Source organism: Pseudomonadaceae bacterium SI-3 (genome assembly GCA_004010935.1).
Lineage (GTDB): Bacteria > Pseudomonadota > Gammaproteobacteria > Pseudomonadales > Pseudomonadaceae > Stutzerimonas.
Genome location: CP026511.1, coordinates 3989018 through 4010746 on the forward strand (window position 1 = coordinate 3989018; position 21729 = coordinate 4010746).

Genomic DNA, 21729 nt, shown 5'->3' on the forward strand with positions numbered 1-21729 from the left:
TCAGGTTCAGCGCTTGTAAGCGCCGACCTCGGCACTGCGAAGGATCGGCGCCAGCTTGTCCAGCACACCATTGACGAACTTGTGCCCGTCAGTGGCGCCGAACACCTTGGCCAGCTCGATGCCTTCGTTGATCACCACCCGGTAGGGTACGTCGATACGATGCATCAGCTCGTAGGTGGACAGGCGCAGAACAGCCAGTTCAACGGGATCCAGCTCTTCAAGCGGACGATCCAGATGCGGCACGATGGCACCGTCGACTTCAGTCTTGGCACGCGCCACGCCGGTCAGCAGCTCATGGAAGTAGTTGCCATCGACGCCTGAGAAATCATTGTCGACGCGAAACTGCGCCTCGATTTCATTCAGGCTCTGACCTGCCATGTGCCACTGATACAGGGCCTGCATTCCCAGGCTGCGCGCGACACGGCGCGTCGCGATCTTGCCCTTGGCCTTGGGCTGCGGGGTGTCCTGACTGTCGTCGTGATTAAGGCTCACTTGGCCTCCAGCTGCGCCAGCAGACTCACCATTTCAAGCGCGGACAGTGCAGCTTCGGCGCCCTTGTTGCCGGCCTTGGTGCCGGAGCGCTCGATGGCCTGCTCGATGGAATCAACAGTCAGAACGCCGAACGCAACCGGCACACCGAACTCCATGGAAACCTGCGACAGGCCCTTGGTGCATTCGCCAGCCACGTATTCGAAATGCGGGGTACCACCACGGATGACCGCGCCGAGGGCGATGATCGCGTCGTACTCGCCCTGCTGGGCAACTTTCTGTGCGACCAGCGGAATCTCGAAGGCACCCGGCGCACGGATGATGGTAATGGCATCTTCGGCGATGCCGTGGCGCACCAGCGCATCGACGGCGCCGCTCACCAGGCTTTCGACGACGAAGCTGTTGAAGCGGCCAACAACCAGGGCGAACTTGCCCTGCGGGGCGATGAAGGTACCTTCGATGGTCTTCAGTGTCATAGGTGGTTTCTCATCTCTTTAAAGAACGAAGGCGCCGCGTTGCATCGCGGCGCCCTGACATCATTTATTCGGCAGGCAGGTATTCTACAACTTCCAGGTCGAAGCCGGATATCGCGTTGAACTTCATTGGCGAACTCATCAGGCGCATCTTGCGCACGCCAAGGTCGCGAAGAATCTGCGAACCAGCACCGACGGTGCTGTAGGTGGCCGGGCTTGGCGACTGCTGGCGGTTGAGCTGCGCCAGCAACTGCGTGCCGGTCAGCGGATTGCCCAGTAGCAGCACTACTCCACTACCGGCTTTGGCCACTTCGCTCATTGCCGCGCGCAGGCTCCAACGCCCCGGCACGGTGACCAGCAGCAGATCGCGCAGTGGCTCCATGTTGTGCACGCGAACCAGCGTGGCCTCTTCCGGGGAAATCTCACCGCGGGTCAGCGCCATGTGCACCGTGTCTTCCACGTCGTCACGGTAGGTGACCAGCTTGAACTGCCCCAGCTCGGTATCCAGCGGCTGCTCGGAGACGCGCTCGACGGTGCGCTCATGGATCATCCGGTAGTGGATCAGATCGGCGATGGTTCCGATCTTCAAACCGTGCTGTTCGGCGAAGACTTCGAGCTCTGGACGACGTGCCATGGTGCCGTCGTCGTTCATGATTTCGCAGATGACGCCGCTGGCCTCAAATCCAGCCATGCGCGCCAGATCGCAAGCCGCCTCGGTGTGACCAGCACGCGCCAGAACGCCGCCTGGCTGCGCCATCAGCGGGAAGATGTGCCCAGGGCTGACGATGTCTTCGGCTTTCGCACCGCGGGCTACGGCAGCCTGCACCGTCCGCGCACGGTCGGCGGCGGAAATGCCGGTGGTCACACCTTCGGCAGCTTCGATGGAGACGGTGAACTTGGTGCCAAAGCCGGAGCCATTACGCGGCGCCATCAGCGGCAGCTGCAGGGTTTCGCAGCGCTCGCGGGTCATTGGCATGCAAATCAGGCCACGGGCGAAACGGGCCATGAAGTTGATGTGCTCGGCGGTCACGCATTCGGAGGCGACGATGATGTCGCCCTCATTCTCACGGTCCTCGTCATCCATGAGGATGACCATCTTGCCGGCGCGGATGTCTTCGATCAGTTCTTCAGCAGTGTTCAGAGCCATGTGGCCAATCCTTACTTGTTCAGATAGCCGTGTTCGGCCAGGAAGCTTTCGGTCAGGCCCGAGGCATTCGGTTCAGCGGCCTTGTCGCCCATCAGCAGGCGCTCCAGATAGCGAGCCAAGAGGTCCACTTCCAGATTCACCTTCCGCCCGGGGCGGTAGTCGACCATGATGGTCTCGGCCAGGGTGTGCGGGACGATAGTCAGCTCGAACTCCGTACCGTTGACCGCATTGACCGTCAGGCTGGTGCCATCCACCGTGATCGAACCCTTGAGCGCGATGTACTTGGCCAACTCGCGGGGCGCGCGGATGCGGAACTGCACGGCGCGGGCGTTTTCCTCACGCGCCACCACCTCGCCCACGCCATCGACGTGCCCGCTGACCAGATGCCCGCCGAGACGGCTGGTCGGCATCAGCGCCTTCTCCAGATTCACGCGGCTACCAGGCTTGAGATCGACGAACGCGGTGCGTGCCAGCGTCTCGCGGCTGACATCGGCCCAGAAGCCGTTGCCCGGCAGCTCGACCGCGGTCAGGCAAACGCCGTTAACCGCGATGCTGTCGCCCAGCTTGACGTCCGCCAGATCCAGCTTGCCGGTCTCGACCAGCACGCGAACGTCGCCACCCTTCGGCGTCATGGCACCAATGGTCCCGATGGATTCGATTATTCCTGTGAACATACGGCCTCCCGTGGAAGGCTGTTGAAACGATGCATATGACGAACTCCTGTTTTGGATAAAACAGGGCGCTGCAGATCGATAGGGAGTGGACGCGCGCACGAAAGGCGCCCGTCGAGGCATCCCGCTCTCTCTCATCCGGACTATACCGTCGGCCCCGGAATCACACCGGGTCTGCTGACCTTGTCGGAGACAAGCGCTCGCGGGCTAAACGATCGTCAGCACGGCCAACCGCATCGTTATTACCGCCGGTGGGGAATCTCACCCCGCCCTGAGAACGTGGGCCGCTAAGGCCCGGCGCAGTTTTTACCACAGTTGCGCCGGTTCTGCAGCCGACAAACGACCGTTTGACCTCAAGCCCAGCCAGTAAAAATTCCAGACAAACAAGCGCAACTACCGCTGCGCTTGTTTGTCCATACGCATCGCAGCGGGCGATCGCGCATAGACGCCGCCAGCCGCACCCGATGCAACGCAAGACGATCAGGAAGGAACGTCACTCCAGCATTCTTCGTACCGACACGCCGAGCCAGGATCCGCTCGCACTATGCCGATCCTCCGCGCAGATCAGGACACGATCAGGACGAACGCTCCGAACCTTCACATGTGCCACGAGGGATTGGGTATGTCAGAGGTTACGGCTATGGAACCGTCGGCAGCGGCATACGCTGCCGAGATCGACCGCAAGGGCTACACGGTCATTGAGCACTACATTTCGCCCGAGCAACTTGAACTGGGCCGCGCCTTCATCAACCAGCAAGCGGCCAGCCATGACCACGAATATTTCGCCATTCATGGCATCGAGGCGTTGGGCGGCAGCCTGATCGCAGGGCTGGCGCTGTCGCAGCCGTTCAAGGAGACACTGACAGAACTCTATCGACTCCAGACGGGCCGGGAGCCGGCCGTAACGGAGCAGATCTTTCCCGTCATTCGCTGTCTCCAGGGGCGCAGCGGGCTCAAGCAATCGCACTTCTATCACTTCGACGCCACGGCGGTCACGGCACTACTGCCGTTGTATATCCCGACGGAAGGCGAGCACTGCGGCGACCTGATCATCTTTCCCAGTGTGCGGCGCATCCGCTTCAACGCCCTGCGCAACGTCATCGAAAAGGCCGTGCTGCATAATACCGCCAGCCAGAAGCTGGTCGCTTTTGCGGTGCGACGCGGCTGGCTCAAGCCGATTCGCCTGAAGCTGGAGCCGGGCAACCTCTACCTGTTCTCGGGTTACCGAAGCCTGCACGCGAATGATGAATGCGATCCCGCGTTGCTGCGCGCCACGGCGCTGTTTCACTTCGGCAATCCGCATCATGAAAGCCTGGTCTCACGGCACCTGCTGGGCACCAACAAGCGAAAAGCCAAGCTCGATCACAACGGGCTGAAGCCGGTGAACTAACCGCCCGACAAGCGTGATCTCAGCGACTAGGTTCACCTGCGGCACAGCAATCGCGAGCCCATCGCGTATGCTGTACGGCCCGGTGTTTGCCAACGAGATTTCACATTGACTGATCAAACGGTGACGTATTTCCTCGAGATGACCGCGCCTTCGCAGCTACGGGCCAAACCCGTCCCGCAGGACTTGCTGGTCAGCGAATGCGAGATCAAGCAGTTCCGGTTCAATCAGTTTCTCTACCGCCTGATCGGCGGCCCTTGGCAATGGACCGAGCGACTCGATCAGTCCGACGAAGCCTGGCAGCGGGAAATTGAAAGTCCCGATCTCCGCACCTGGGTGGCCTACCACCGCGGCGCCATCGCTGGCTATTACGAATTGCGCCGTAGCGCTGACGACGTCGAGATACTCTATTTCGGGCTGGAAAGCGGCTTCTTCGGCCGAGGATTTGGAGGCGGCTTGCTGAGCCATGCGATCACAAGTGCATGGGAATGGCCCGGGACGCGGCGCGTCTGGGTCCACACTTGTACCCTCGATCATCCAAGCGCGCTGCAGAACTACCAGGCTCGCGGATTCACGTTATATGACCAGCAAGTTGGCATCGAATAACGGCCGGATCGTGCGTTAGTTCGCCGGTACGGCGATGACTTTCCAGTCTTCGCCAACGGCCCGGATATCCTTTATCTGTAGCTCGCGTGCTTCGCTCATACGCTCTAGAGGCAGGTCAATCAGCGGTCGGGCCGACGACCCCAGGAACTTGGCCGCGACGAACAGCTGGTACTCGTCGATCAAACCCAATGCGGCAAAGGCGCCAGCCAGCCGCGGACCCGCCTCGAGCAGCACCTCGTTGGCGCCACGGTCTGCGAGCTCGCGTAGCAGACCCTGCAGGTCCACACGCCCCGCATCGCCTATCAACGTCAGAAAGCCGTGGCCCGCGGCCTGATAAACCGCGGCCTGATCAGCACGGGTATTTGCCACTAGCGCAGGGCCTGCCTGGAAGAACGGTGCGCCCAGCGGTACGCGCAGCTGCCCATCCACCAGCACCCGTAACGGTGGACGCTGCATGGCCAGCGAGGTCATTTCAGCATCGAGCCCTAGCTCTGACTCACGCACGGTCAGCCTGGCGTTATCCATGAGTACCGTATCGGCGCCAGTCAACACCACGCTCGATTGCGCACGCAGCCGCTGGACCTCGGCTCGGGCAGCGGGCCCGGTGATCCACTGGCTTTCGCCGCTGGCCATGGCGGTACGGCCATCCAGACTCATGGCGAGTTTCGCTCGCAGATAAGGCAGGCCGGTTTCCATGCGCTTGATGAAACCGACATTCAGCGCGCGGGCATCCGCCTCCAGCACCCCGCTAGCCACTTCGATGCCGGCGCTGCGCAAGCGCTCGAGACCACGCCCAGCGACCTGCGGATTCGGATCCTGCATGGCCGCGACGACACGACCAACGCCGGCGTTGACCAAGGCTTCGGCACAAGGCGGCGTCCGGCCATGGTGGCTGCAGGGCTCAAGGGTGACGTAGGCAGTGGCACCGCGGGCGCGGTCGCCGGCCTGTCGAAGGGCATGAACTTCGGCATGCGGTTCGCCAGCACGCTCATGCCAGCCCTCGCCGATGAGTTCGCCATCCTTGACGATGACGCAGCCGACCCGTGGGTTGGGATGCGTGGAATACAGCCCTTTGCGCGCCAGCTGCAGCGCCAGGGCCATCCAGGCGTGATCCTTGGTGCTCATTCGGTTTTTGCAGGCTCGCGTGACAGGCGCTCGATTTCCTCGCGGAACTCGTTGAGATCCTGAAAACGGCGATAAACCGAGGCGAAGCGGATATAGGCGACCTCATCGAGCTTCTGCAACTCCACCATCACCAGCTCGCCGAGCACGCGTGATTTGATCTCGCGCTCGCCGGTGGCGCGCAGGCGATGCTTGATGTGGGCGATGGCTTCTTCGAGGCGCTCGACGCTGACCGGGCGCTTTTCCAGCGCGCGTTGCATGCCGGCCCGCAATTTCTCTTCATCGAATGGCTGGCGGCTGCCGTCCTGCTTGATCAGCCGCGGCATGACCAGCTCGGCGGTTTCAAACGTGGTGAAACGCTCGCCGCAGGCGAGGCACTCACGGCGACGGCGCACCTGATCACCCTCGGCCACGAGGCGCGAGTCGATGACTTTGGTGTCATGTGCACCACAGAAGGGACAATGCATGGGCTAGAGCTGTCAGACGTCGGGAGAGCCATGGTAGCGCATCCCGCCGGCAAGACAAATCGAGCGGATTGTTGCTATACAGGCGCGCATCAACATCATGTTATGGAGCCGTCCGTGCAGTTACGCCCCTTTGTTCTGCCTGCTTTGCTGCTGGTTCTGGTTGGGTGTTCGAGTGAGCAATCCCAGCGTCCTACTGCGGCGGTTACCTTTGAGGAACCGCCGCAGGCCACCACCCTGATGCACGAACTGCACGGCAGCCTGATCGGCGTTCCCGCCGACAGCGAAGTCGAGCTGGCACTGCTGGAGGTCAACCGGCGTGACCAGCCAGACCGACTGCTGAGCAATGTGAAGCTGCAGGGTCGGGGAACCGAGCTGCCCTTCATCCTCAAGTTCAATGCCGAGAAATTCCCCCAGGGTCGAGACGTGGAACTGCGTGGACGAGTGACCCGTTCGGGGCAGTTGATCATGCGCCTACCAGCCGTGCAGGTGAGCAGCCCGGCCAATCAGTCCTTGGGCCCGCTGCATCTGGTGCCAGCGCCTTGACCCCGCCCGCTGCGCTGCAACAAGCCTTGGCTGAGCTGCTCGGCGACGCTTCGCTGAGTATCGAGTCGCTGCCCGGCACCGATATCCGTTTATGGCTGATCGATGCGGCCAATATGGACCGGGCGTTCAGCCCGGAGGAAACCCGGCGGATCCTCGACGAGCCGCCCTATTGGAGCTTCTGCTGGGCCAGCGGCCTGGTCTTGGCGCGCTGGCTGGCCGAACGGCCGGAATGGGTGCGCGGCAAGCGTGTGTTGGATTTCGGCTCGGGCTCGGGTGTCGCCGCCATTGCCGCAGCGAAGGCCGGCGCGGCCGAGGTTGTCGCCTGCGACCTGGATCCGTTGGCCCTTGCCGCGTGCCGCGCCAACGCCGAACTCAACGGCGTGCAGATCAACTATTCGGACGACTTTTTCAGCGAGGCTGACCGCTACGATCTGATCATCGTTGCCGACGTGCTCTACGATCGGGCCAACCTGCCCTTGCTGGATCAGTTCCTCAGTCGCGGCCAAGTCGCGCTGGTGGCCGATTCCCGCGTGCGGGATTTCCAGCACCCGCTGTATCAGCGCCTGGACATCCTTGACGCCTGTACCTGGCCCGACCTGGCCGAACCTGCGGAATTTCGCCGGGTCAGCCTTTACCACGCCCGTCGCGAAGCCATGCCCGTCGCGATGTGCTGACAAGCAGCGCCTGCCGTCAGGAGGAAACATGCCGACCGAAAGACCATTACGCCTGTTCTTCGCCCTGGCCTGCCCTTTCGACCTCGCTGAGGCCGTCTGCAACTGGCGTGACAGCCAAGAGCTAGGGGATCGGCCCGTCGCCCAGGCCAACCTGCACCTGACTCTGGCTTTTCTCGGTAACCAGCCCGCGGCCTCCGTCGAGGGCTTGAAGCAGCTTGCGGCAAAGGTGCGCGTCGATGCCTTTGCGCTGCGGCTCGATCAGTTGCGGACGATCGGCAAGGATTTCGCCTGCCTGATGCCCAGCCAGAGCCCGTCGCCGCTGAACCAACTGGTCGAGCAGCTGCACGCGGGGCTGTCCACACACGGCGTCATGCTCGACGCCCGGCCATTTCTGCCACACGTCACGCTTTCACGCCAGGTTCACGCCTTGCCGGATATCACCCCACCAGCATTCCATTGGCCGGTGCACCACTTCGGTCTCTATTGCTCAGAAAACACCTCATCGGGTGTTCATTACAGCGAACTGGCGAGCTGGCCTTTGGCGGCCCCCGGTCGCTGATCGGGTAACAGCGCCGCCCTTGCTTCCGAATCGGCTCGCCCCCACTTAACATGCACGCCTCATTTCGCATGCGCCCATTCCGAGAATTCCAATGAGCCAGACTCCCTACATCTTTGACGTCACCAGCGCCAATTTCGAGCAGCTGGTGCTGGAAAACTCCTTTCACAAGCCGGTGCTGGTGGATTTCTGGGCTGAGTGGTGCGCGCCCTGCAAAGCGCTGATGCCGCTGTTGGCGAAGATCACCGAGGAGTATCAGGGCGAGCTCGTGCTGGCCAAGGTCAACTGCGATATCGAGCAGGACGTGGTTGCGCGTTTCGGTGTGCGCAGCCTGCCAACCGTAGTGCTGTTCAAGGATGGCCAGCCGGTCGATGGCTTTGCCGGCGCCCAGCCGGAATCTGCGATCCGCGCCATGCTCGAGCCCCACGTGCAGGCGCCTGCTGCGCCGGAAGCGGACTCGCTGGAAACCGCACAAGCGCTGTTCGTCGAGGGACGCATCGGTGAGGCAGAGGAGCTCCTCAAGCAAGTGCTGGCTGAAGACAACGAGAACGCTGTCGCGTTGATCCTCTACGCACGCTGCCTGGCTGAACGTGGCGAGCTCGGCGAAGCTGAGCTGGTGCTCGATGCCGTCAAGGGCGACGAACACAAGCAGGCCCTGGCTGGCGCCCGCGCGCAGCTGACGTTCCTGCGCCAGGCCAATGACCTGCCCGAGGTTGCCGACCTCAAGAGCCGTTTGGCGCAGAACGCCGAAGATGACGAGGCGGCTTATCAGTTGGCCATTCAGCAACTGGCGCGTCAGCAGCACGAAGCGGCACTGGACGGACTGTTGAAGCTGTTCGTACGCAATCGCGGCTACGCCGACGGCCTGCCACACAAGACATTGCTGCAAGTATTCGACCTGCTCGGCAGTGACCACCCGCTAGTCACCACCTACCGCCGCAAGCTGTACCAGGCGCTTTATTGATGCCTGCGAATGGGGCGAGCCCCGGCCTGCACTGACATCCAAGCGGCGGGTCCCGCCTGACACCACCGTGGATCGGTACAACGTGAGCCACCGCTAACTGTGCATGCCGATCCGAGGTTGGTTGTTCTCCCGCCTAGCCCTCGAGTAACTGGCGCAGTGCCATGCAATCACGGGCGTGCAGCTCGGTCAGCTCCGGCCAGGGGTTTTCCGGCAGGTTGACCAGCACGCCGCGCGCACCCGCCGCCTTAGCGCATTCCAGATCGAAGCGGTAATCGCCCACCATCACCAGTTCGCTGGGTTCGATGCGCCATTTGTCCGCCAGATGCATTAACCCGCCCGGATCGGGTTTCGGCGGCGCTTCGTCACGGCCGAGGATGTCATCGCTGGCGAAGCAGTCACCCATGCCCACTGCCTGCAGGGTTACCAGCGCCAACTCATGTGCGTTGCGCGTCAACACGCCGAGCTGGCAACCGCGATCGCGCAACGTATGCAGGAGTTCACGGGCGCCTGGCGCCGGTGTCGCGGCATAGGCCAGTTCGCGTTCGTGCTCGAGCAACCAGGCGCGCTTGCCCGCGGCCTCTTCAGCCGGCAGCGCGGCGAGGTGATGGAGGATGTCGTCGTCTTCGGGAATATCCAGGGCTCGCTTGATCGCCGGGAAGTCGTGCACGGCAAGCGTTAGGGTGCCGTCCATGTCGAATACCCAGTGCCGCGCATCGGCCAGGCTCACTTCCAATCCTCACGCACGCGAATCAGGCCTTCCTGCGCTACCGAGGCAACCAGCTGTCCGGCGCGGTTGAAGATGCTGCCGCGCGCGAAACCACGCGCGTTGCCGGCCCAAGGGCTGTCCATGGAATACAGCAACCACTCGTCGGCGCGCACTTCGCGATGGAACCAGATGGCATGGTCCAGGCTTGCCAGCTGAATGAACTTGCTCCAAGAGCTGACGCCGTGTGGCTGCAGGGCGGTACCGATAAAGCTGAAGTCCGAAGCGTAGGCGACCAGATACTTATGCAGCGCCGGGTTGTCCGGCAGCGAGCCATCGGCACGGAACCAGATATGCCGGACCGGCTCGATCGGCTGCGGGTTGATCGGATCCTGCAGCGTGACCGGGCGGATCTCGATGGGTTTCGGACGGCGCAGCTTTTCTGCCACACGCGCCGGAATCAGCGGCGTCAGTTTGTGCAACAGCTCCCATTCGCTGAGCAGGTCCTCGGGACCGACCACGTCGGGCATCGGCAACTGATGCTCGAACCCGGTCTCGTCGGCCTGGAACGACGCGCTGCAGGTAAAGATGGTCTGCCCTTTCTGGATCGCGCTGACCCGGCGCGTGGTGAAACTGCCACCGTCGCGCACGCGGTCAACGTCATAGACCACCGGCTGGTGGGAATCACCAGGCCGCAGGAAGTAGCCGTGCATCGAATGGACGTGACGCTCCGGCGCCACCGTCTGGCTGGCCGCGGACAGCGCCTGACCGACCACCTGGCCACCGAACAGCTGGGGAAAGCCCAGGTCCTGGCTGGCACCCCGGAAGAGGTTTTCTTCAATTCGCTCCAGCGACAGCAGGTTGACCAGCGTGTCTAGGGTGTCGCTCATGGTGTAGTTCCTTTATGTATTCGAGGCACGAGGCAGGCGCGCAATGTTACGGATTCCGCAGAAGCGGCTCCACTGGTTGCGATTGTCGGCGAAGCGCTACCCAATCATCCCGCGTGATTCGGTACAGCGAATGAGGCCGCAGCGGATGCCCTTCGGAAATCATCGGATGGTCAAAGTCACCCGCTGGTTCATGCCGCATGCCCAACGCCTGCATCAACCCCAGCGAAGGCTCGTTGATCGCCGCGGTGTAGGCCACCACCTCCGGAAGCTGCAACCGCTCGAAGCCGCACGCCAGCGATGCCTCTGCCGCTTCGCGCGCGAAGCCTTGTCCCCAATGCTCATGGGCGAGCCGCCAGCCGATTTCCACCGCTGGGCAGAACGGCAGCTGCAAACGGCTCCAGGCCAGCCCTGCCATACCGATGAATTGCCCATCGCTTTTGAGCTCTAGCGCCCAGAACCCGAAGCCGAACCGCGCGAAATGGATCCGGCAGCGCGCCATCGCCGCCGCGCATTCGTCGCGCGACAGCAACTCGGGGAAGTAGCGCATCACCAGCGGGTCGCTGCACAGCTCGGCCAGTGCATCGAGATCGTCATCACGCCAGGCACGCAGACGCAAGCGCGGTGTTTCCAGTTCAATACGTTCCATCGGTTCGTCCATTCTGTTTCCTTGAAGACTTCGGTAACGGCTCTGCATACTCGCGGTTGACCTCAACGGGCCCGATTCGATGTCCCTGCCGTTGGTATTTCACGACGATTACAGCCCCGCTCTGCCGCCGGGACACCGCTTCCCCATGGAGAAGTTCCGCCTGCTGCGCGACCATCTCGTTGATTGCGGTTTGACCACGGATGCGGCGCTGTTGCGTCCCGAACTCTGCCCACCCGATATGCTGGCGCTCGCACATGACCGTAACTACGTCGAGCGCTACTGCACCGGCGACATGAGCCGCGACGAACTGCGCCGCCTGGGCCTGCCCTGGAGCCCACAACTGGCGAAACGCACCGTACGCGCAGTTGGCGGCTCGCTGCTGGCCGCAGACCTTGCATTGCAGCACGGCCTGGCCTGTCACCTGGCGGGTGGCACCCACCATGCCCATCACGATCATGCCTCCGGCTTCTGCATATTCAACGACCTGGCCATCATCGCCCTTTCGCTGCTTGAGAGTGGCCGTGTCGGTCGTGTGCTGATCTTCGATTGCGATGTGCATCAGGGCGACGGCACTGCCCGAATTCTCGAGCAGGTACCGGATGCCGTCACTGTGTCACTGCATTGCGAAAAGAATTTCCCGACGCGCAAGGCCCGCAGCGATTGGGACATCGGTTTGGCGCCAGGCCTTGGCGATGCGGATTACCTGAAGGTCGTCGACGATACGCTCAGCTACCTGCTGCCGCTGTATCAGCCGGATCTGGTCATCTATGACGCCGGCGTCGATGTGCACCGTGATGACGCGCTGGGTCTGCTTGAGCTCAGCGACGAAGGCCTGGCCATGCGCGACAGCGCCGTGATCGAACACTGTCTGGGGCGAGACATTCCGGTGGTTGGCGTGATCGGCGGCGGCTACGACAAGGACCGCGCCCTGCTCGCACGGCGCCATGCGCAGCTGCACATCAGCGCCGCGAAGGCCTGGCAGCGACACGGCCTGGGCTGACACCACTGGTCACAACGACGGCCGCAGCGCGGAACTTCAACCGGCAACGAAACCCTCACTTCTATGTGTGGCTGACCCATGCAGCACGCCTAAGCCGCTGTTTGCGAGCACTAAATGACCATAACAACGAGTATTCACCGATGCTCGAAACCGATCACACCACCACCGCCTACCCCAACGGCCGGAGCCATTTCTTGAAGCACACCTCCTGGAGCGCTGTGTTTGCAGGTATCGCTTTGGCACTTGTGGTTTCACTACTGCTGCACTTGCTTGGCACGGCCATCGGCGCTTCCACAATCGACCCTGCAACTGAACACAATCCCGTTGCGGGCCTCGGCATGGGCGCGATTATCTGGATGGTGCTTGCCGGTGTCATATCACTGGCCATCGGCGGCTACATCGCGGGTCGTATGGCGCCCCGTCACGGCATGTTGCACGGCTTGTTGGTGTGGGCAGTCACGACGCTGGCCACGGTGTATCTGATTGCCAGCCTGGTCGGTTCGGCTGTCTCGGGCACAGCCAGCGTGGCGGGCTCGACTTTGCAAGCGGTTGGCTCCAGTGTTGCATCCATGGCGCCAGCCATCGGCGGTGAGATCAAGCAGCAGGTCAAGCAGGCTGACATCAATCTCGATCTGAGCAATATCGAGGCTGAAATCAAGAAGGCACTGCGCCAGACCGGCAAGCCGCAACTGGCCCCGCAGAACCTTGAGCAAGACGTACAACAGGTTCAGCAGCAGGCTCAGAATCGCGCCGAGCAAGCCCAGCAGAATCCTCAGCAGGCCGACGAGCAGATATCGCAACTAATCGACCGCATTCAGCAGAAAGGTGAGGAAGCTCTGAATGCCGCCGACCGTGAAGCGATGGTCAACCTGATACAGGAGCGCGGCAACATGAGCCAGCAGGAAGCCGAGCAGATGGTCAGCCAGATCGAGCAGCAGTATCAGGAAGCCTATGTGAAGTTTAAAGAGCTGCAGGCCCAGGCCGAGCAGAAGGCCCGTGAAGTCGCCGGCCAGGCGGCCAAGCGTGTATCGCAAGCCAGCTGGGCTTTGCTGATCACGATGTTGATCACTGGCGCCGTTGCCGGGTTCGCCGGCATGTTCGGCTATCGCCGTCAGCCCAAACAGTCCGACGCGGTTTAACAGCCTGCACCCCGGCGCACCCTGCGCCGGGGATTCTCTTACTCCGCACCGCGCCCCGCTCTCTCCAACGTCGCTGCAAACTTCCCATCGCGAGCCGCTAGAATGGCCGCCCCTGAACCACGGCGACGTTCCAATGCGTACCCCAAAATCTCGCGTCGCGATCATTGGCGGCGGCCCCGCCGGGCTGATGGCTGCCGAAGTGCTGAGCCAGGCGGGCGTTGCCGTCGATCTCTATGACGCCATGCCCTCGGTCGGTCGCAAATTCCTGCTGGCCGGCGTCGGCGGGATGAACATCACCCATTCCGAGGCCTTCGAGCCATTTGTGACGCGCTATCGCGAGCGTGCCGCCGAACTGCGCCCGCTGCTGGACGTCTTCAACCCCGAGGCCCTGCGCGAATGGATTCACGGGCTGGGCATCGACACCTTCGTTGGCAGTTCCGGACGAGTGTTTCCCTCGGACATGAAGGCTGCACCGCTGCTGCGCGCCTGGCTGCGCCGCCTGCGTGACGCGGGCGTGCAAATCCATACGCGCCATCGCTGGCTGGGTTGGAACACCGACGGCAGCTTGCGTCTGCTTGCGCCGTCGGGTGAGATCAGTGTCGACGCCGACGCGGTGCTATTCGCGTTGGGTGGTGGCAGCTGGGCACGCCTGGGCTCCGACGGTGCCTGGGTCCCTGTGCTGGAACGCCGCGGCATTGCAGTCAACGCGCTGCGGCCCGCCAACTGCGGCTTCGAAGTGGCAGGCTGGAGTTCGCACCTGCAGGAAAAATTCGCTGGCGCGCCGCTGAAAACCGTCAGCCTCGGTCTCGCCGAGTGCGCGCCACGCAAGGGTGAGTTCGTGGTCACCGCCACCGGCATCGAGGGCAGCCTGGTGTATGCGTTGTCCGCCGAGATCCGCCAGGCGATCGAGCAGAACGGTAGCGCCACAGTCACGCTGGACCTGCTACCCGATCATTCGCTGGAGAGGATCATTCGCGCCTTGGCCAAACCGCGCGGCTCGCAGTCCATGGCCAAGCACCTCAAGCGTCAACTCGGTCTTGATGGCGTCAAGGCAGCGTTGTTGCGGGAACTCGCGCCCGCTGACGCCTTCGATGACCCGCAGCGTTTAGCGAACGCGATCAAGGCCCTGCCCATCGAGTTACTGCGCCCCCGCCCGCTGGACGAAGCCATCAGCAGTGCCGGCGGCGTGCCGTTCGAGGTGCTGGACGACGGACTGATGCTGCGACAGGTGCCAGGCGTGTTCTGCGCAGGAGAAATGCTGGATTGGGAAGCCCCCACCGGGGGCTACCTGCTGACCGGCTGTTTCGCCAGTGGTCGAGCGGCAGCGGTGGGCATGCTGCGCTGGTTGGGGATTGCTAGCCCGCCCAGTGCCTGACGAGACGGCGCTCGCTTAAGCCAGATGCCTGAACAGCGCGACCGTGATGATTCCAGCTGCGATTGCCGGCAATGGCTTTTTCAGCAGCAGCATGGTCACCGCAGTCGCGAGGAAAGCCAGCCGGGCACCGTTGTCGCCCGTAACCGCCATGGGCGTCAGCAGGGCAACCAACACCGAACCGGACATGGCGCTGATGAACTGCTCGGTTCGGCGGCTGATGGGCACGAACGACATCGCAAACACACCACCCCAACGGGTCACCAGGGTGACCACCGCCATGATCAGAATGACGATCAGCGTGCCGGATCCCACCGTTTCCAGCGTCATGTCGGTTTCTCCATCCACAGCGCGCCCAACAGACCACCGGCAAGCGCCCCGACCACCACATGGCTATTGGCGGGCAGATACCAGTACGCCAACATCGAGGCGCCACCCGCGACGATCCAGATCACACTCATCCGCAGATCTTTCTTGCCGCCGACGACCATCGCCAGGAGGAAACAGCCCATGACCATGTCCAACCCCCAGCTGACCGGATCGTGGATGGCGCTGCCGAAATAAAGCCCCAGCCAAGTGCCCAACACCCAGAACGTCCAGAGCGCCAGACCACCGCCGAACAAGATGCCTAACCCCGGCCTGCCGAGACTGAACGCCTGCATGGACATGGCCCAGTTGGCATCCGAAACAACGAGCATCACCGCGTAGCGCTTCGCCGGCGGCAGGTGCTGCAGATAGGGGTATAGCGTCGCGCCCATCAGCAGGTGCCGCGCATTGACAGCAAACACCGTGACCACCAGCGGAACGACCGGAACATGCGTGCCCCAGAGTTCCAACGAGGCGAATTGCGAGGCGCCAGCGAAGACCAGCGCGCTCATCATCAGGATCGAATAGTCGTTCAGCCCCGCCTGCGTCGCGGCCAAGCCAAAGGCCAGCCCAAACACCACAACGAATAGCGAGATCGGCGTCAATTGCCTGAACCCGGCCCATACATCAGCTCGGCTAAGCGAGTGAAGCTCCGCTTGCGCGTGTGCCAAAAGCGATCTCTCCTGTGCTGTCTTGCATGTATGAAAAACCAAAGCCTCAGGCCTTCTCAATCTGACGCCCGGCGTCACGAGCAATCAGGCAAACCGGCGTTCATCCATTGTTGCCATCTCAATGCGACAAACACGCAACCTGCTGACACGCCCGCACGGCGCGCCACCGGCCTCGGTCAGCGCTTTTTGGTCGGCTTCGTTCCGCCCAGGCTCGGCACCTTGCGGATCGGCTTGGCGTTGGGTTTCTCGCTCTCATCGAACCAGTTGCCCAGATGAACACGGCCTTTGCCAGCCGACTCTTTAGGCTTCTTCGGCTTTTTCGGTTTCTTGATGATCTGCCCGCCCGGCTGGGTGGTCGGCACCCGATGATCCGGGACGAAACCCGGCTCGTCGTGGCGCGGCAGAACTTGCTGAATCAGCGTCTCGATGGCAGCAAGTTGATCGACCTCATCGGCGGCGACCAGCGACACGGCCTCGCCCGTTGCGCCCGCCCGCCCGGTTCGGCCGATACGGTGCACATAGTCCTCGGCAACAGTAGGCAGATCGAAATTGACCACCTGTGGCAGGTCATGGATATCCAGGCCTCGCGCGGCCACATCCGTGGCCACCAGCACCTGCACCTCGCCCGCTTTGAAACGTTCCAGCGCGCGCAACCGCGACGCCTGCGGCTTGTCGCCGTGGATCGCGTCGCTGCTGACGCCCTGCGCCTGCAACTCATCCACCAGCTGGTCGACGCCCTTGCGCGTCTTGACGAATACCAGCACCTGCCCCCAGCGCTTTTCCGCCAGCAGATGCAGAAACAACTCGGACTTGCGCTTCTTGTCCACCGGCACCAGCCACTGCTTCACGGTTTTCGCCGCAGCATTGCGCGGGCTAACCTCGATGGACAGAGGATCGCGCAGCAGCTCCTGCGCCATCTGCCGAATCGGGTCGGAGAAGGTCGCAGAAAACAGCAAGGTCTGGCGCTTTTTCGGCAGTGCGCTGAACAGAGCATCGAGTTCTTCGGAAAAGCCGAGGTCGAGCATGCGGTCGGCCTCGTCCAGCACCAGCGCCTGCACCTGGCTGAACTTCACCGCGTTCTGTCGATACAGATCCAGCAACCGCCCGGGTGTGGCGACCAGCACGTCGATGCCTTTGCGCAGCGCCATCATCTGCGGATTGATGCTGACGCCGCCGTAGACCGCATAGGTGCGCAGCGGCAGGTCCTGGCCGTAGGTTCTGAAGCTCTCGTGCACCTGCTCGGCCAGCTCACGGGTCGGTACCAGCACCAGCGCGCGAATGGAATTGCTCGCCACTTGCGGCCCTTCGTGCAGCAGGCGCTGCAACAGCGGCAAGGCGAAACCCGCAGTCTTGCCGGTGCCGGTCTGCGCGGCGGCCATCAGGTCGCGGCCCTTGAGCACAGCCGGAATCGCCTTGGCCTGGACCGGCGTCGGCTGGGTGTATTCAAGCGATTCGAGGGTGCGTAGCAGCTGATCGATCAGGCCCAAAGAGGCGAAGGTCATGACGGTAACCGGAAGGACGAAAACAGGCTGCGCAGTTTACTCGAAAGGAAGCTGGAAGCTGAGCGTAGATACCGTCTTCCCCATTACCGAGCAAGGGCCAGTTGAGGGTCGAAACGCTGGCCCGATTTAAGTACCCCATAGGCGATGTGCAGCAGCTTGCGCATCGCTGCACAGACGATTTGTTTTCCGGATTTTCCTTTTGCACTCAGACGCTCGCGTAGAGCACTAATGGCCGGGTTGTGTGTGAGCGAGCAGACCGCCGGCATGTAGAGCCCAGCCCTCAAGCGAGACGATCCTGTGCGGGATATGCGCGTCTGGCCTTTGTAGGAGCCAGACTCCTGAAGGCGGGGGTTCAGCCCGGCATAAGCGGTTATCGCGCGTGAGCTGGCGAAGCGTAACGGATCGCCCAGCTCAGCCAGCAACAGGGCTGCGGAACGCTCGCCGATGCCATCAATGCTGGTCAGCAGGTCGCGTTTGTTGCGCAGGTCCGGGTCATCATCGATGTGGTCTCGGATCGCACGGAGCGTCTCTCCGATCTGCCGCTCGACATGGTGCAGCACTGAGTAGATTGAAGCCTGCACACTAGCGTCGGCCAGATCCAGGCGGTTGCGTTCCATTTGTTGGATCTCCTGCAGATCCTCCAAGCGCCGCACTAATGCTTTCAAGCGCCGGACGGCGGGAGGCTCAGGCTGCCAGGCCCGCAGATCGCTCTGGTGCCGCTCGCCATACTCAGCGATGAGTTTGGCGTCGACTTTGTCGGTCTTTACGCGCTGGAGCTGGCTTCGGGCGTAATAGGCGACCTGTGCAGGATTGAGCACGCAGACCTGATAGCCTTTATCGTGAAACCAGGTCGCGAGCGCTTCATGGTAAGCGCCGGTCGCTTCCATCACGATCCAGGCTTGGGCATTGGCGTGCTTGAGCAGCCACTGCTGGAGCGCTTCGAAACCGGCCACCTCGTTTGGCAATTTGGCCTTGGTGCGGTACTTGCCATTGGGTTGCTGGGTGGCGATGTCGAACGTGCGTTTGGCGATATCGATGCCGATGACGCTGGGCATAAGAACTCCTCCTGCTGGTTCAGAAAGATCAACACTTCACTCAGCTCTACCTTGCTGATGCGAGCTCTCGCCGGAGGCGGGCTCTGGATACCGTTCGAGCTGTAAGAGTGAGTATGGAAGGCCGCAGCGCTATCTACGTCGCAGGCTCAAAGCCTAAGGGTGGATACGGCTTTCTGACCTTCCCCCGATGATCAGTCGGGAACTATCACCCCAACATAGCGTGGTAGTCGAGATACAAGGGTGGATGTCGCTTTCTACATCCACCGGTGGCCGCCGAATGGCAGCATGCCGCACCGGCAGACCCAGGAGTGACGGGGCGACAGCGCTATCGCAGCAGGAGCTTGCCTTCGATGGGCACGTAACGCGACGCCGCGCGAATCAGCGAGTTGGCTGTCAGGCCCGGCGCACCATAGGCCGTCGCCTCGGCGCCGCCAGCGCGCACCCGGTCAAGCAGCAGATCGAAGTCGCCATCTCCCGACGCCAGTACCACTTCGTCGACCTGCCCCACCACGTCCAGCACGTCGATGGTGATTCCAACATCCCAGTCGCCCTTGGCCGAGCCGTCGCTGCGTTGGATATACGGTTTTAGCTTCACCGTGAAGCCGAGGTTGCGCAGGATCTGCTGGAACTGCTGCTGCTTGGCATCGCCCCGATCGATGGCATAGGCATAGGCCTCCACGATCTCGCCGCGCTCACTGACGTCGGCCCACAACGCCGCGTAGTTGAAATGGCAGCCGTGGGCCTGGCGCACCGTGTAGTAAAGGTTCTGCACATCAGCAAACAGGGCGATCTTCTTCACGCGGTAACCCGAGCGGAGGAATGGCCAGCCAGTATGGACTGCGATAGCGCGGCTGTCGCCGGCCAGTCGTTTGGGCTCATCAGGCCATTGAAACTACGTTGGCAATGCTTCGTAAAAAACAGCCTGGATCGCCAGCCGGTCAAATGATTTAGAACACTACCTCTGCGTCTTCGGCTGCTTTGACCCGCGATGGTCGTTGCACCTCGTCTTGCCCGCCTCGCCTACTTTTTCCAACGGCCTGCTAAAGTGCGCGCCTGGTTTTTCCCACGAGTTGCCGCCCTGCGATGAATGTCCTGTCCATCCTCCGTGACGCCTGGTTCTTCTACTCGCGCAATTTGCTGTCCATTGCACGCCTCTGCCTGCCGCTGATTCTGCTGGAGAGCCTCGCCCGCCTGGCCATCGACCATCTGTTCGGCAAAGGTGCCATGCCGGCACAGGAGCTGCTGATCGGACTCGTCTTCTACCCGCTGTATATCGCCGCTTTGATCCTGTTCCTCGATGCGCGCAGCCGCGGTCATGCACCGCCGCTGCGCGAGGTGATGAGGCGTGCATTGCCGCTGTGGCCGTCGATGGCGGTACTGGCCGGGCTAGGCACCTTGCTGATCATGCTCGGCGCCTCGCTGTTCGTGCTGCCGGGCCTGTGGATCATGGTCAAGATCGCCTTTGCGGAATACCTGTTGGTGATGCGCGGCTTGAGTCCGCTGGCGGCATTGAAGGAAAGCTTCCTGCAGACCCGTGGTCATTTTCTGCTGATTCTCGGCTGCATCCTCGTCGTGCTGGTGCCGCTGTGGCTTCTGGAAGCCTGGGTGGCCGCACAGTTCTGGGCGGGTGAGACAGCGCCTGGAGCGCTCGCCGTGGTGGTCGACAGTGTGGTCGGGCTGGTGCAGCTATTGGCGACGGTGGTGCTGTTCCGCTGCTTCATGCTTTGCAGCGAACCGGGCGGCGATCAGAAGCAATAACGTTGATCGGCAAGGCGGCAGACCGCGATTTGACGAGCTAGGCTTGGTCTCCACACGTCAAGGAGGCCGCACCGATGACCGACCAGAACCCCAGCATCCTGTCCCACGTATCCCTCGGCAGCAATCGCTTCGATGAAGCCGCTGCCTTCTACGATCAGACCCTCAGCACGCTCGGGTGTAAGCGCATCATGGCCCATCCGGGTGCGATCGCCTGGGGGCGTGAATACCCTGAGTTCTGGCTGCAAACGCCGATCGACGGCCAACCAGCCAGCATCGGGAACGGCACCCATATCGGTTTCTTCGCAGCGGACAAGGCCTCGGTCGATGCGTTTCATCGCGCCGCGCTGGCTGCCGGCGCCACGGATGAAGGCGCACCCGGCCCGCGTGAAGAATATGGCGAGCCCTACTACGGCTGCTTCGTGCGCGACCTGGACGGTCACAAGATCGAGGCCGCCTATTGGGACATGAAGCTGGCTCAAGAACTCTACGGCGACGCACCGACCGCCTAGCCCGCGCCGGATGAAGTCCGAGCACCGGCCAGCCGCGGCAACAGCAGGTGCTCGAAGGCGCGCGGGAAGCAGCGCGCCACCAGCCGAGCCCGCCAGTCGAGGTTCGACAGCACCAGCAACCGTCGCCGCTTCAACGCGCCTTGATAGATGGATTCCGCCACGTCCTGCGGCGACGCCACGCGGCCCACCGCCAAAACCGGCTGTGGCGCGGTAGAGCCATCGCCAATCAACACGTTCTTGCGCAGGTCCGTCGCGGTGTACCCCGGACACACCAGCATCACGTTGACACCGGTATCGGTCAGCTCGCTGCGTAGGGTTTCGAACAAACCATGCAGCGCATGTTTGCTGGCGTTGTAGGCGCCGCGGTCTGGCACCGGCGCGTATTGCGAGAGTGAACTGAGCACGATGATCTGTCCTTCACGGGCGACCAGGCTCGGCATGGCCGCCTGGGTGCAATGCAGAGCGCCGTAAAAGTTGACCGCCATGATCCGTTCGAACACCGCCAGGCTGGTGTCGGCGACCCGGCTGCGATGAGTAATACCCGCATTGTTGATCAGCACGTCGATACCACCGAAGCGCTCCACCACCAGCGCAATGGCCTGCTGCACCGCCGCCGCATCCGACACATCGCAGCGCAGCCCTAGCGCATCGGCGTTGTGATGGTCTGTAAGGTGCTGGACCAGCCCGTCAATGGCGTTCTGATCGAGGTCGAAGATCACGACCCTGGCGCCGGCCTGGGCCATCCGCTCGGCCAGCGCACGGCCGATCCCGGCACAGCCACCGGTGATCAACACCACTTTGCGATCGAACACCTTGCTGGTGAATACCTTGCGATACATAGACCTCTCCATCGAGTCATCCGGGTAACCGCTCCCGATAGGCACGGTACGCTCTAGCCTCAGCATAGCCAGCCTTTTCTATCTGCTGGCGGCATGGTCGCGGCGCCGGCGTGTCGGCGATCAAGTGTCCATTCTGGACAGCCGGGCGCGTGGCGCCCATGCTTTGCCTACGCGCGAACC

The 21729-nt window shown here is 62.5% G+C and carries 26 protein-coding genes and 1 riboswitch; of the genes, 11 read left to right on the plus strand and 15 right to left on the minus strand.

What is annotated here, in order from left to right:
• Positions 1–6: 6 nt before the first annotated feature.
• The 4 genes from C1896_18660 to C1896_18675 form a co-directional block, all read right to left on the minus strand.
• Entirely contained in the window at positions 7–492 is a 486-nt protein-coding gene (locus C1896_18660; GenBank protein ID AZZ46755.1) for a transcription antitermination factor NusB, read from the minus strand.
• Positions 489–965 (minus strand): 6,7-dimethyl-8-ribityllumazine synthase, encoded by a 477-nt coding sequence (locus C1896_18665; protein AZZ46756.1) that lies wholly within the window; start codon positions 963–965, stop codon positions 489–491. Before C1896_18665 ends, C1896_18660 begins: the two co-directional genes overlap by 4 nt.
• A gap of 64 nt (positions 966–1029) precedes the next feature.
• Positions 1030–2109: a 3,4-dihydroxy-2-butanone-4-phosphate synthase gene (gene ribB / locus C1896_18670; GenBank protein ID AZZ46757.1), complete on the minus strand. Its 1080-nt coding sequence runs from the start codon at positions 2107–2109 to the stop codon at positions 1030–1032.
• 11 nt (positions 2110–2120) lie between these two features.
• Entirely contained in the window at positions 2121–2783 is a 663-nt protein-coding gene (locus tag C1896_18675) for a riboflavin synthase (GenBank protein ID AZZ46758.1), read from the minus strand.
• A gap of 119 nt (positions 2784–2902) precedes the next feature.
• Positions 2903–3063, minus strand: a riboswitch (FMN riboswitch).
• A 357-nt stretch (positions 3064–3420) separates the two neighbouring features.
• On the opposite strand from C1896_18675, the gene C1896_18680 reads away from it, so the two are divergent.
• Complete coding sequence (locus C1896_18680) at positions 3421–4170, plus strand: hypothetical protein (GenBank protein AZZ46759.1); 750 nt, start codon at positions 3421–3423, stop codon at positions 4168–4170.
• Positions 4171–4308: 138 nt separating this feature from the next.
• Positions 4309–4773 (plus strand): GNAT family N-acetyltransferase, encoded by a 465-nt coding sequence (locus tag C1896_18685; protein ID AZZ47735.1) that lies wholly within the window; start codon positions 4309–4311, stop codon positions 4771–4773.
• A gap of 15 nt (positions 4774–4788) precedes the next feature.
• Here C1896_18685 and ribD read toward each other — a convergent pair whose 3' ends face one another.
• Entirely contained in the window at positions 4789–5898 is a 1110-nt protein-coding gene (ribD, locus tag C1896_18690) for a bifunctional diaminohydroxyphosphoribosylaminopyrimidine deaminase/5-amino-6-(5-phosphoribosylamino)uracil reductase RibD (protein AZZ46760.1), read from the minus strand.
• Positions 5895–6362, minus strand: a complete 468-nt coding sequence (locus C1896_18695) for a transcriptional regulator NrdR (GenBank protein ID AZZ46761.1) — start codon at positions 6360–6362, stop codon at positions 5895–5897. Before C1896_18695 ends, ribD begins: the two co-directional genes overlap by 4 nt.
• Before the next feature lie 102 nt (positions 6363–6464).
• On the opposite strand from C1896_18695, the gene C1896_18700 reads away from it, so the two are divergent.
• From C1896_18700 to trxA, 4 genes are all read left to right on the plus strand, one after another.
• Positions 6465–6905 carry a hypothetical protein gene (locus tag C1896_18700; protein AZZ46762.1) on the plus strand — a complete coding sequence of 147 codons (441 nt, stop codon included), beginning with the start codon at positions 6465–6467 and terminating at the stop codon, positions 6903–6905.
• Positions 6902–7579: a protein methyltransferase gene (locus C1896_18705; GenBank protein ID AZZ46763.1), complete on the plus strand. Its 678-nt coding sequence runs from the start codon at positions 6902–6904 to the stop codon at positions 7577–7579. Before C1896_18700 ends, C1896_18705 begins: the two co-directional genes overlap by 4 nt.
• Positions 7580–7607: 28 nt before the next feature.
• Positions 7608–8138, plus strand: coding sequence for an RNA 2',3'-cyclic phosphodiesterase (locus C1896_18710; GenBank protein ID AZZ46764.1), 531 nt, complete (start codon positions 7608–7610; stop codon positions 8136–8138).
• Positions 8139–8229: 91 nt separating this feature from the next.
• Positions 8230–9099, plus strand: a complete 870-nt coding sequence (gene trxA, locus C1896_18715; protein AZZ46765.1) for a thioredoxin — start codon at positions 8230–8232, stop codon at positions 9097–9099.
• Between the two features lie 133 nt (positions 9100–9232).
• Here the strand turns inward: trxA and C1896_18720 are convergent, their stop codons facing one another.
• From C1896_18720 to C1896_18730, 3 genes are read right to left on the minus strand one after another with little or no spacing between them, the layout of a single operon-like run.
• Positions 9233–9826, minus strand: coding sequence for an HAD family hydrolase (locus tag C1896_18720; protein AZZ46766.1), 594 nt, complete (start codon positions 9824–9826; stop codon positions 9233–9235).
• Positions 9823–10692: an acyl-CoA thioesterase II gene (tesB, locus tag C1896_18725; protein ID AZZ46767.1), complete on the minus strand. Its 870-nt coding sequence runs from the start codon at positions 10690–10692 to the stop codon at positions 9823–9825. Before tesB ends, C1896_18720 begins: the two co-directional genes overlap by 4 nt.
• A 46-nt stretch (positions 10693–10738) precedes the next feature.
• The gene (locus C1896_18730; GenBank protein AZZ47736.1) at positions 10739–11338 is read right to left on the minus strand and encodes a GNAT family N-acetyltransferase; all 600 of its coding nucleotides are present in this window, start codon (positions 11336–11338) and stop codon (positions 10739–10741) included.
• A 79-nt stretch (positions 11339–11417) separates the two neighbouring features.
• On the opposite strand from C1896_18730, the gene C1896_18735 reads away from it, so the two are divergent.
• The 3 genes from C1896_18735 to C1896_18745 all read left to right on the plus strand — a co-directional run bounded on the left by C1896_18735 (position 11418) and on the right by C1896_18745 (position 14852).
• Entirely contained in the window at positions 11418–12338 is a 921-nt protein-coding gene (locus C1896_18735; protein AZZ46768.1) for a histone deacetylase, read from the plus strand.
• A gap of 140 nt (positions 12339–12478) precedes the next feature.
• Positions 12479–13477: a hypothetical protein gene (locus C1896_18740; GenBank protein ID AZZ46769.1), complete on the plus strand. Its 999-nt coding sequence runs from the start codon at positions 12479–12481 to the stop codon at positions 13475–13477.
• Between the two features lie 133 nt (positions 13478–13610).
• Positions 13611–14852 (plus strand): aminoacetone oxidase family FAD-binding enzyme, encoded by a 1242-nt coding sequence (locus tag C1896_18745; protein ID AZZ46770.1) that lies wholly within the window; start codon positions 13611–13613, stop codon positions 14850–14852.
• A gap of 15 nt (positions 14853–14867) precedes the next feature.
• On the opposite strand, the gene C1896_18750 is transcribed toward C1896_18745, so the two are convergent.
• From C1896_18750 to C1896_18770, 5 genes are all read right to left on the minus strand, one after another.
• On the minus strand, positions 14868–15179 hold the full coding sequence (locus C1896_18750) for a branched-chain amino acid transporter (protein ID AZZ46771.1): 312 nt from the start codon (positions 15177–15179) through the stop codon (positions 14868–14870).
• The gene (locus tag C1896_18755) at positions 15176–15886 is read right to left on the minus strand and encodes a branched-chain amino acid ABC transporter permease (GenBank protein ID AZZ46772.1); all 711 of its coding nucleotides are present in this window, start codon (positions 15884–15886) and stop codon (positions 15176–15178) included. The genes C1896_18750 and C1896_18755 overlap by 4 nt, the downstream gene beginning before the upstream one ends.
• A gap of 176 nt (positions 15887–16062) precedes the next feature.
• A complete protein-coding gene (locus C1896_18760) occupies positions 16063–17388 on the minus strand; it encodes a DEAD/DEAH box helicase (GenBank protein AZZ46773.1) in 1326 nt (441 codons plus the stop codon).
• A gap of 83 nt (positions 17389–17471) precedes the next feature.
• Positions 17472–18443 (minus strand): IS110 family transposase, encoded by a 972-nt coding sequence (locus C1896_18765; GenBank protein AZZ46774.1) that lies wholly within the window; start codon positions 18441–18443, stop codon positions 17472–17474.
• Between the two features lie 325 nt (positions 18444–18768).
• The gene (locus C1896_18770) at positions 18769–19242 is read right to left on the minus strand and encodes an NYN domain-containing protein (protein ID AZZ46775.1); all 474 of its coding nucleotides are present in this window, start codon (positions 19240–19242) and stop codon (positions 18769–18771) included.
• A 284-nt stretch (positions 19243–19526) separates the two neighbouring features.
• Here C1896_18770 and C1896_18775 point away from each other — a divergent pair, with 284 nt between their 5' ends.
• Entirely contained in the window at positions 19527–20201 is a 675-nt protein-coding gene (locus C1896_18775) for a hypothetical protein (protein AZZ46776.1), read from the plus strand.
• Positions 20202–20275: 74 nt separating this feature from the next.
• Positions 20276–20710, plus strand: a complete 435-nt coding sequence (locus C1896_18780) for a glyoxalase (GenBank protein AZZ46777.1) — start codon at positions 20276–20278, stop codon at positions 20708–20710.
• Here C1896_18780 and C1896_18785 read toward each other — a convergent pair.
• Positions 20707–21549 carry a short chain dehydrogenase gene (locus C1896_18785; protein ID AZZ46778.1) on the minus strand — a complete coding sequence of 281 codons (843 nt, stop codon included), beginning with the start codon at positions 21547–21549 and terminating at the stop codon, positions 20707–20709. The two genes, C1896_18780 and C1896_18785, sit on opposite strands and share 4 nt — an antisense overlap.
• Positions 21550–21729 lie beyond the last annotated feature (180 nt).

Bases quoted from the DNA above. Each gene is read 5' to 3' on its own strand.
- C1896_18665 (AZZ46756.1), bottom strand. From the start codon at position 965: ATGACACTGAAGACCATCGAAGGTACCTTCATCGCCCCGCAGGGCAAG.
- ribB (AZZ46757.1), bottom strand. From the start codon at position 2,109: ATGGCTCTGAACACTGCTGAAGAACTGATCGAAGACATCCGCGCCGGC.
- C1896_18675 (AZZ46758.1), bottom strand. From the start codon at position 2,783: ATGTTCACAGGAATAATCGAATCCATCGGGACCATTGGTGCCATGACG.
- C1896_18680 (AZZ46759.1), top strand. From the start codon at position 3,421: ATGGAACCGTCGGCAGCGGCATACGCTGCCGAGATCGACCGCAAGGGC.
- C1896_18685 (AZZ47735.1), top strand. From the start codon at position 4,309: ATGACCGCGCCTTCGCAGCTACGGGCCAAACCCGTCCCGCAGGACTTG.
- ribD (AZZ46760.1), bottom strand. From the start codon at position 5,898: ATGAGCACCAAGGATCACGCCTGGATGGCCCTGGCGCTGCAGCTGGCG.
- C1896_18695 (AZZ46761.1), bottom strand. From the start codon at position 6,362: ATGCATTGTCCCTTCTGTGGTGCACATGACACCAAAGTCATCGACTCG.
- C1896_18700 (AZZ46762.1), top strand. From the start codon at position 6,465: ATGGAGCCGTCCGTGCAGTTACGCCCCTTTGTTCTGCCTGCTTTGCTG.
- C1896_18710 (AZZ46764.1), top strand. From the start codon at position 7,608: ATGCCGACCGAAAGACCATTACGCCTGTTCTTCGCCCTGGCCTGCCCT.
- trxA (AZZ46765.1), top strand. From the start codon at position 8,230: ATGAGCCAGACTCCCTACATCTTTGACGTCACCAGCGCCAATTTCGAG.
- tesB (AZZ46767.1), bottom strand. From the start codon at position 10,692: ATGAGCGACACCCTAGACACGCTGGTCAACCTGCTGTCGCTGGAGCGA.
- C1896_18730 (AZZ47736.1), bottom strand. From the start codon at position 11,338: ATGGAACGTATTGAACTGGAAACACCGCGCTTGCGTCTGCGTGCCTGG.
- C1896_18735 (AZZ46768.1), top strand. From the start codon at position 11,418: ATGTCCCTGCCGTTGGTATTTCACGACGATTACAGCCCCGCTCTGCCG.
- C1896_18740 (AZZ46769.1), top strand. From the start codon at position 12,479: ATGCTCGAAACCGATCACACCACCACCGCCTACCCCAACGGCCGGAGC.
- C1896_18745 (AZZ46770.1), top strand. From the start codon at position 13,611: ATGCGTACCCCAAAATCTCGCGTCGCGATCATTGGCGGCGGCCCCGCC.
- C1896_18750 (AZZ46771.1), bottom strand. From the start codon at position 15,179: ATGACGCTGGAAACGGTGGGATCCGGCACGCTGATCGTCATTCTGATC.
- C1896_18760 (AZZ46773.1), bottom strand. From the start codon at position 17,388: ATGACCTTCGCCTCTTTGGGCCTGATCGATCAGCTGCTACGCACCCTC.
- C1896_18765 (AZZ46774.1), bottom strand. From the start codon at position 18,443: ATGCCCAGCGTCATCGGCATCGATATCGCCAAACGCACGTTCGACATC.
- C1896_18775 (AZZ46776.1), top strand. From the start codon at position 19,527: ATGAATGTCCTGTCCATCCTCCGTGACGCCTGGTTCTTCTACTCGCGC.
- C1896_18780 (AZZ46777.1), top strand. From the start codon at position 20,276: ATGACCGACCAGAACCCCAGCATCCTGTCCCACGTATCCCTCGGCAGC.
- C1896_18785 (AZZ46778.1), bottom strand. From the start codon at position 21,549: ATGTATCGCAAGGTATTCACCAGCAAGGTGTTCGATCGCAAAGTGGTG.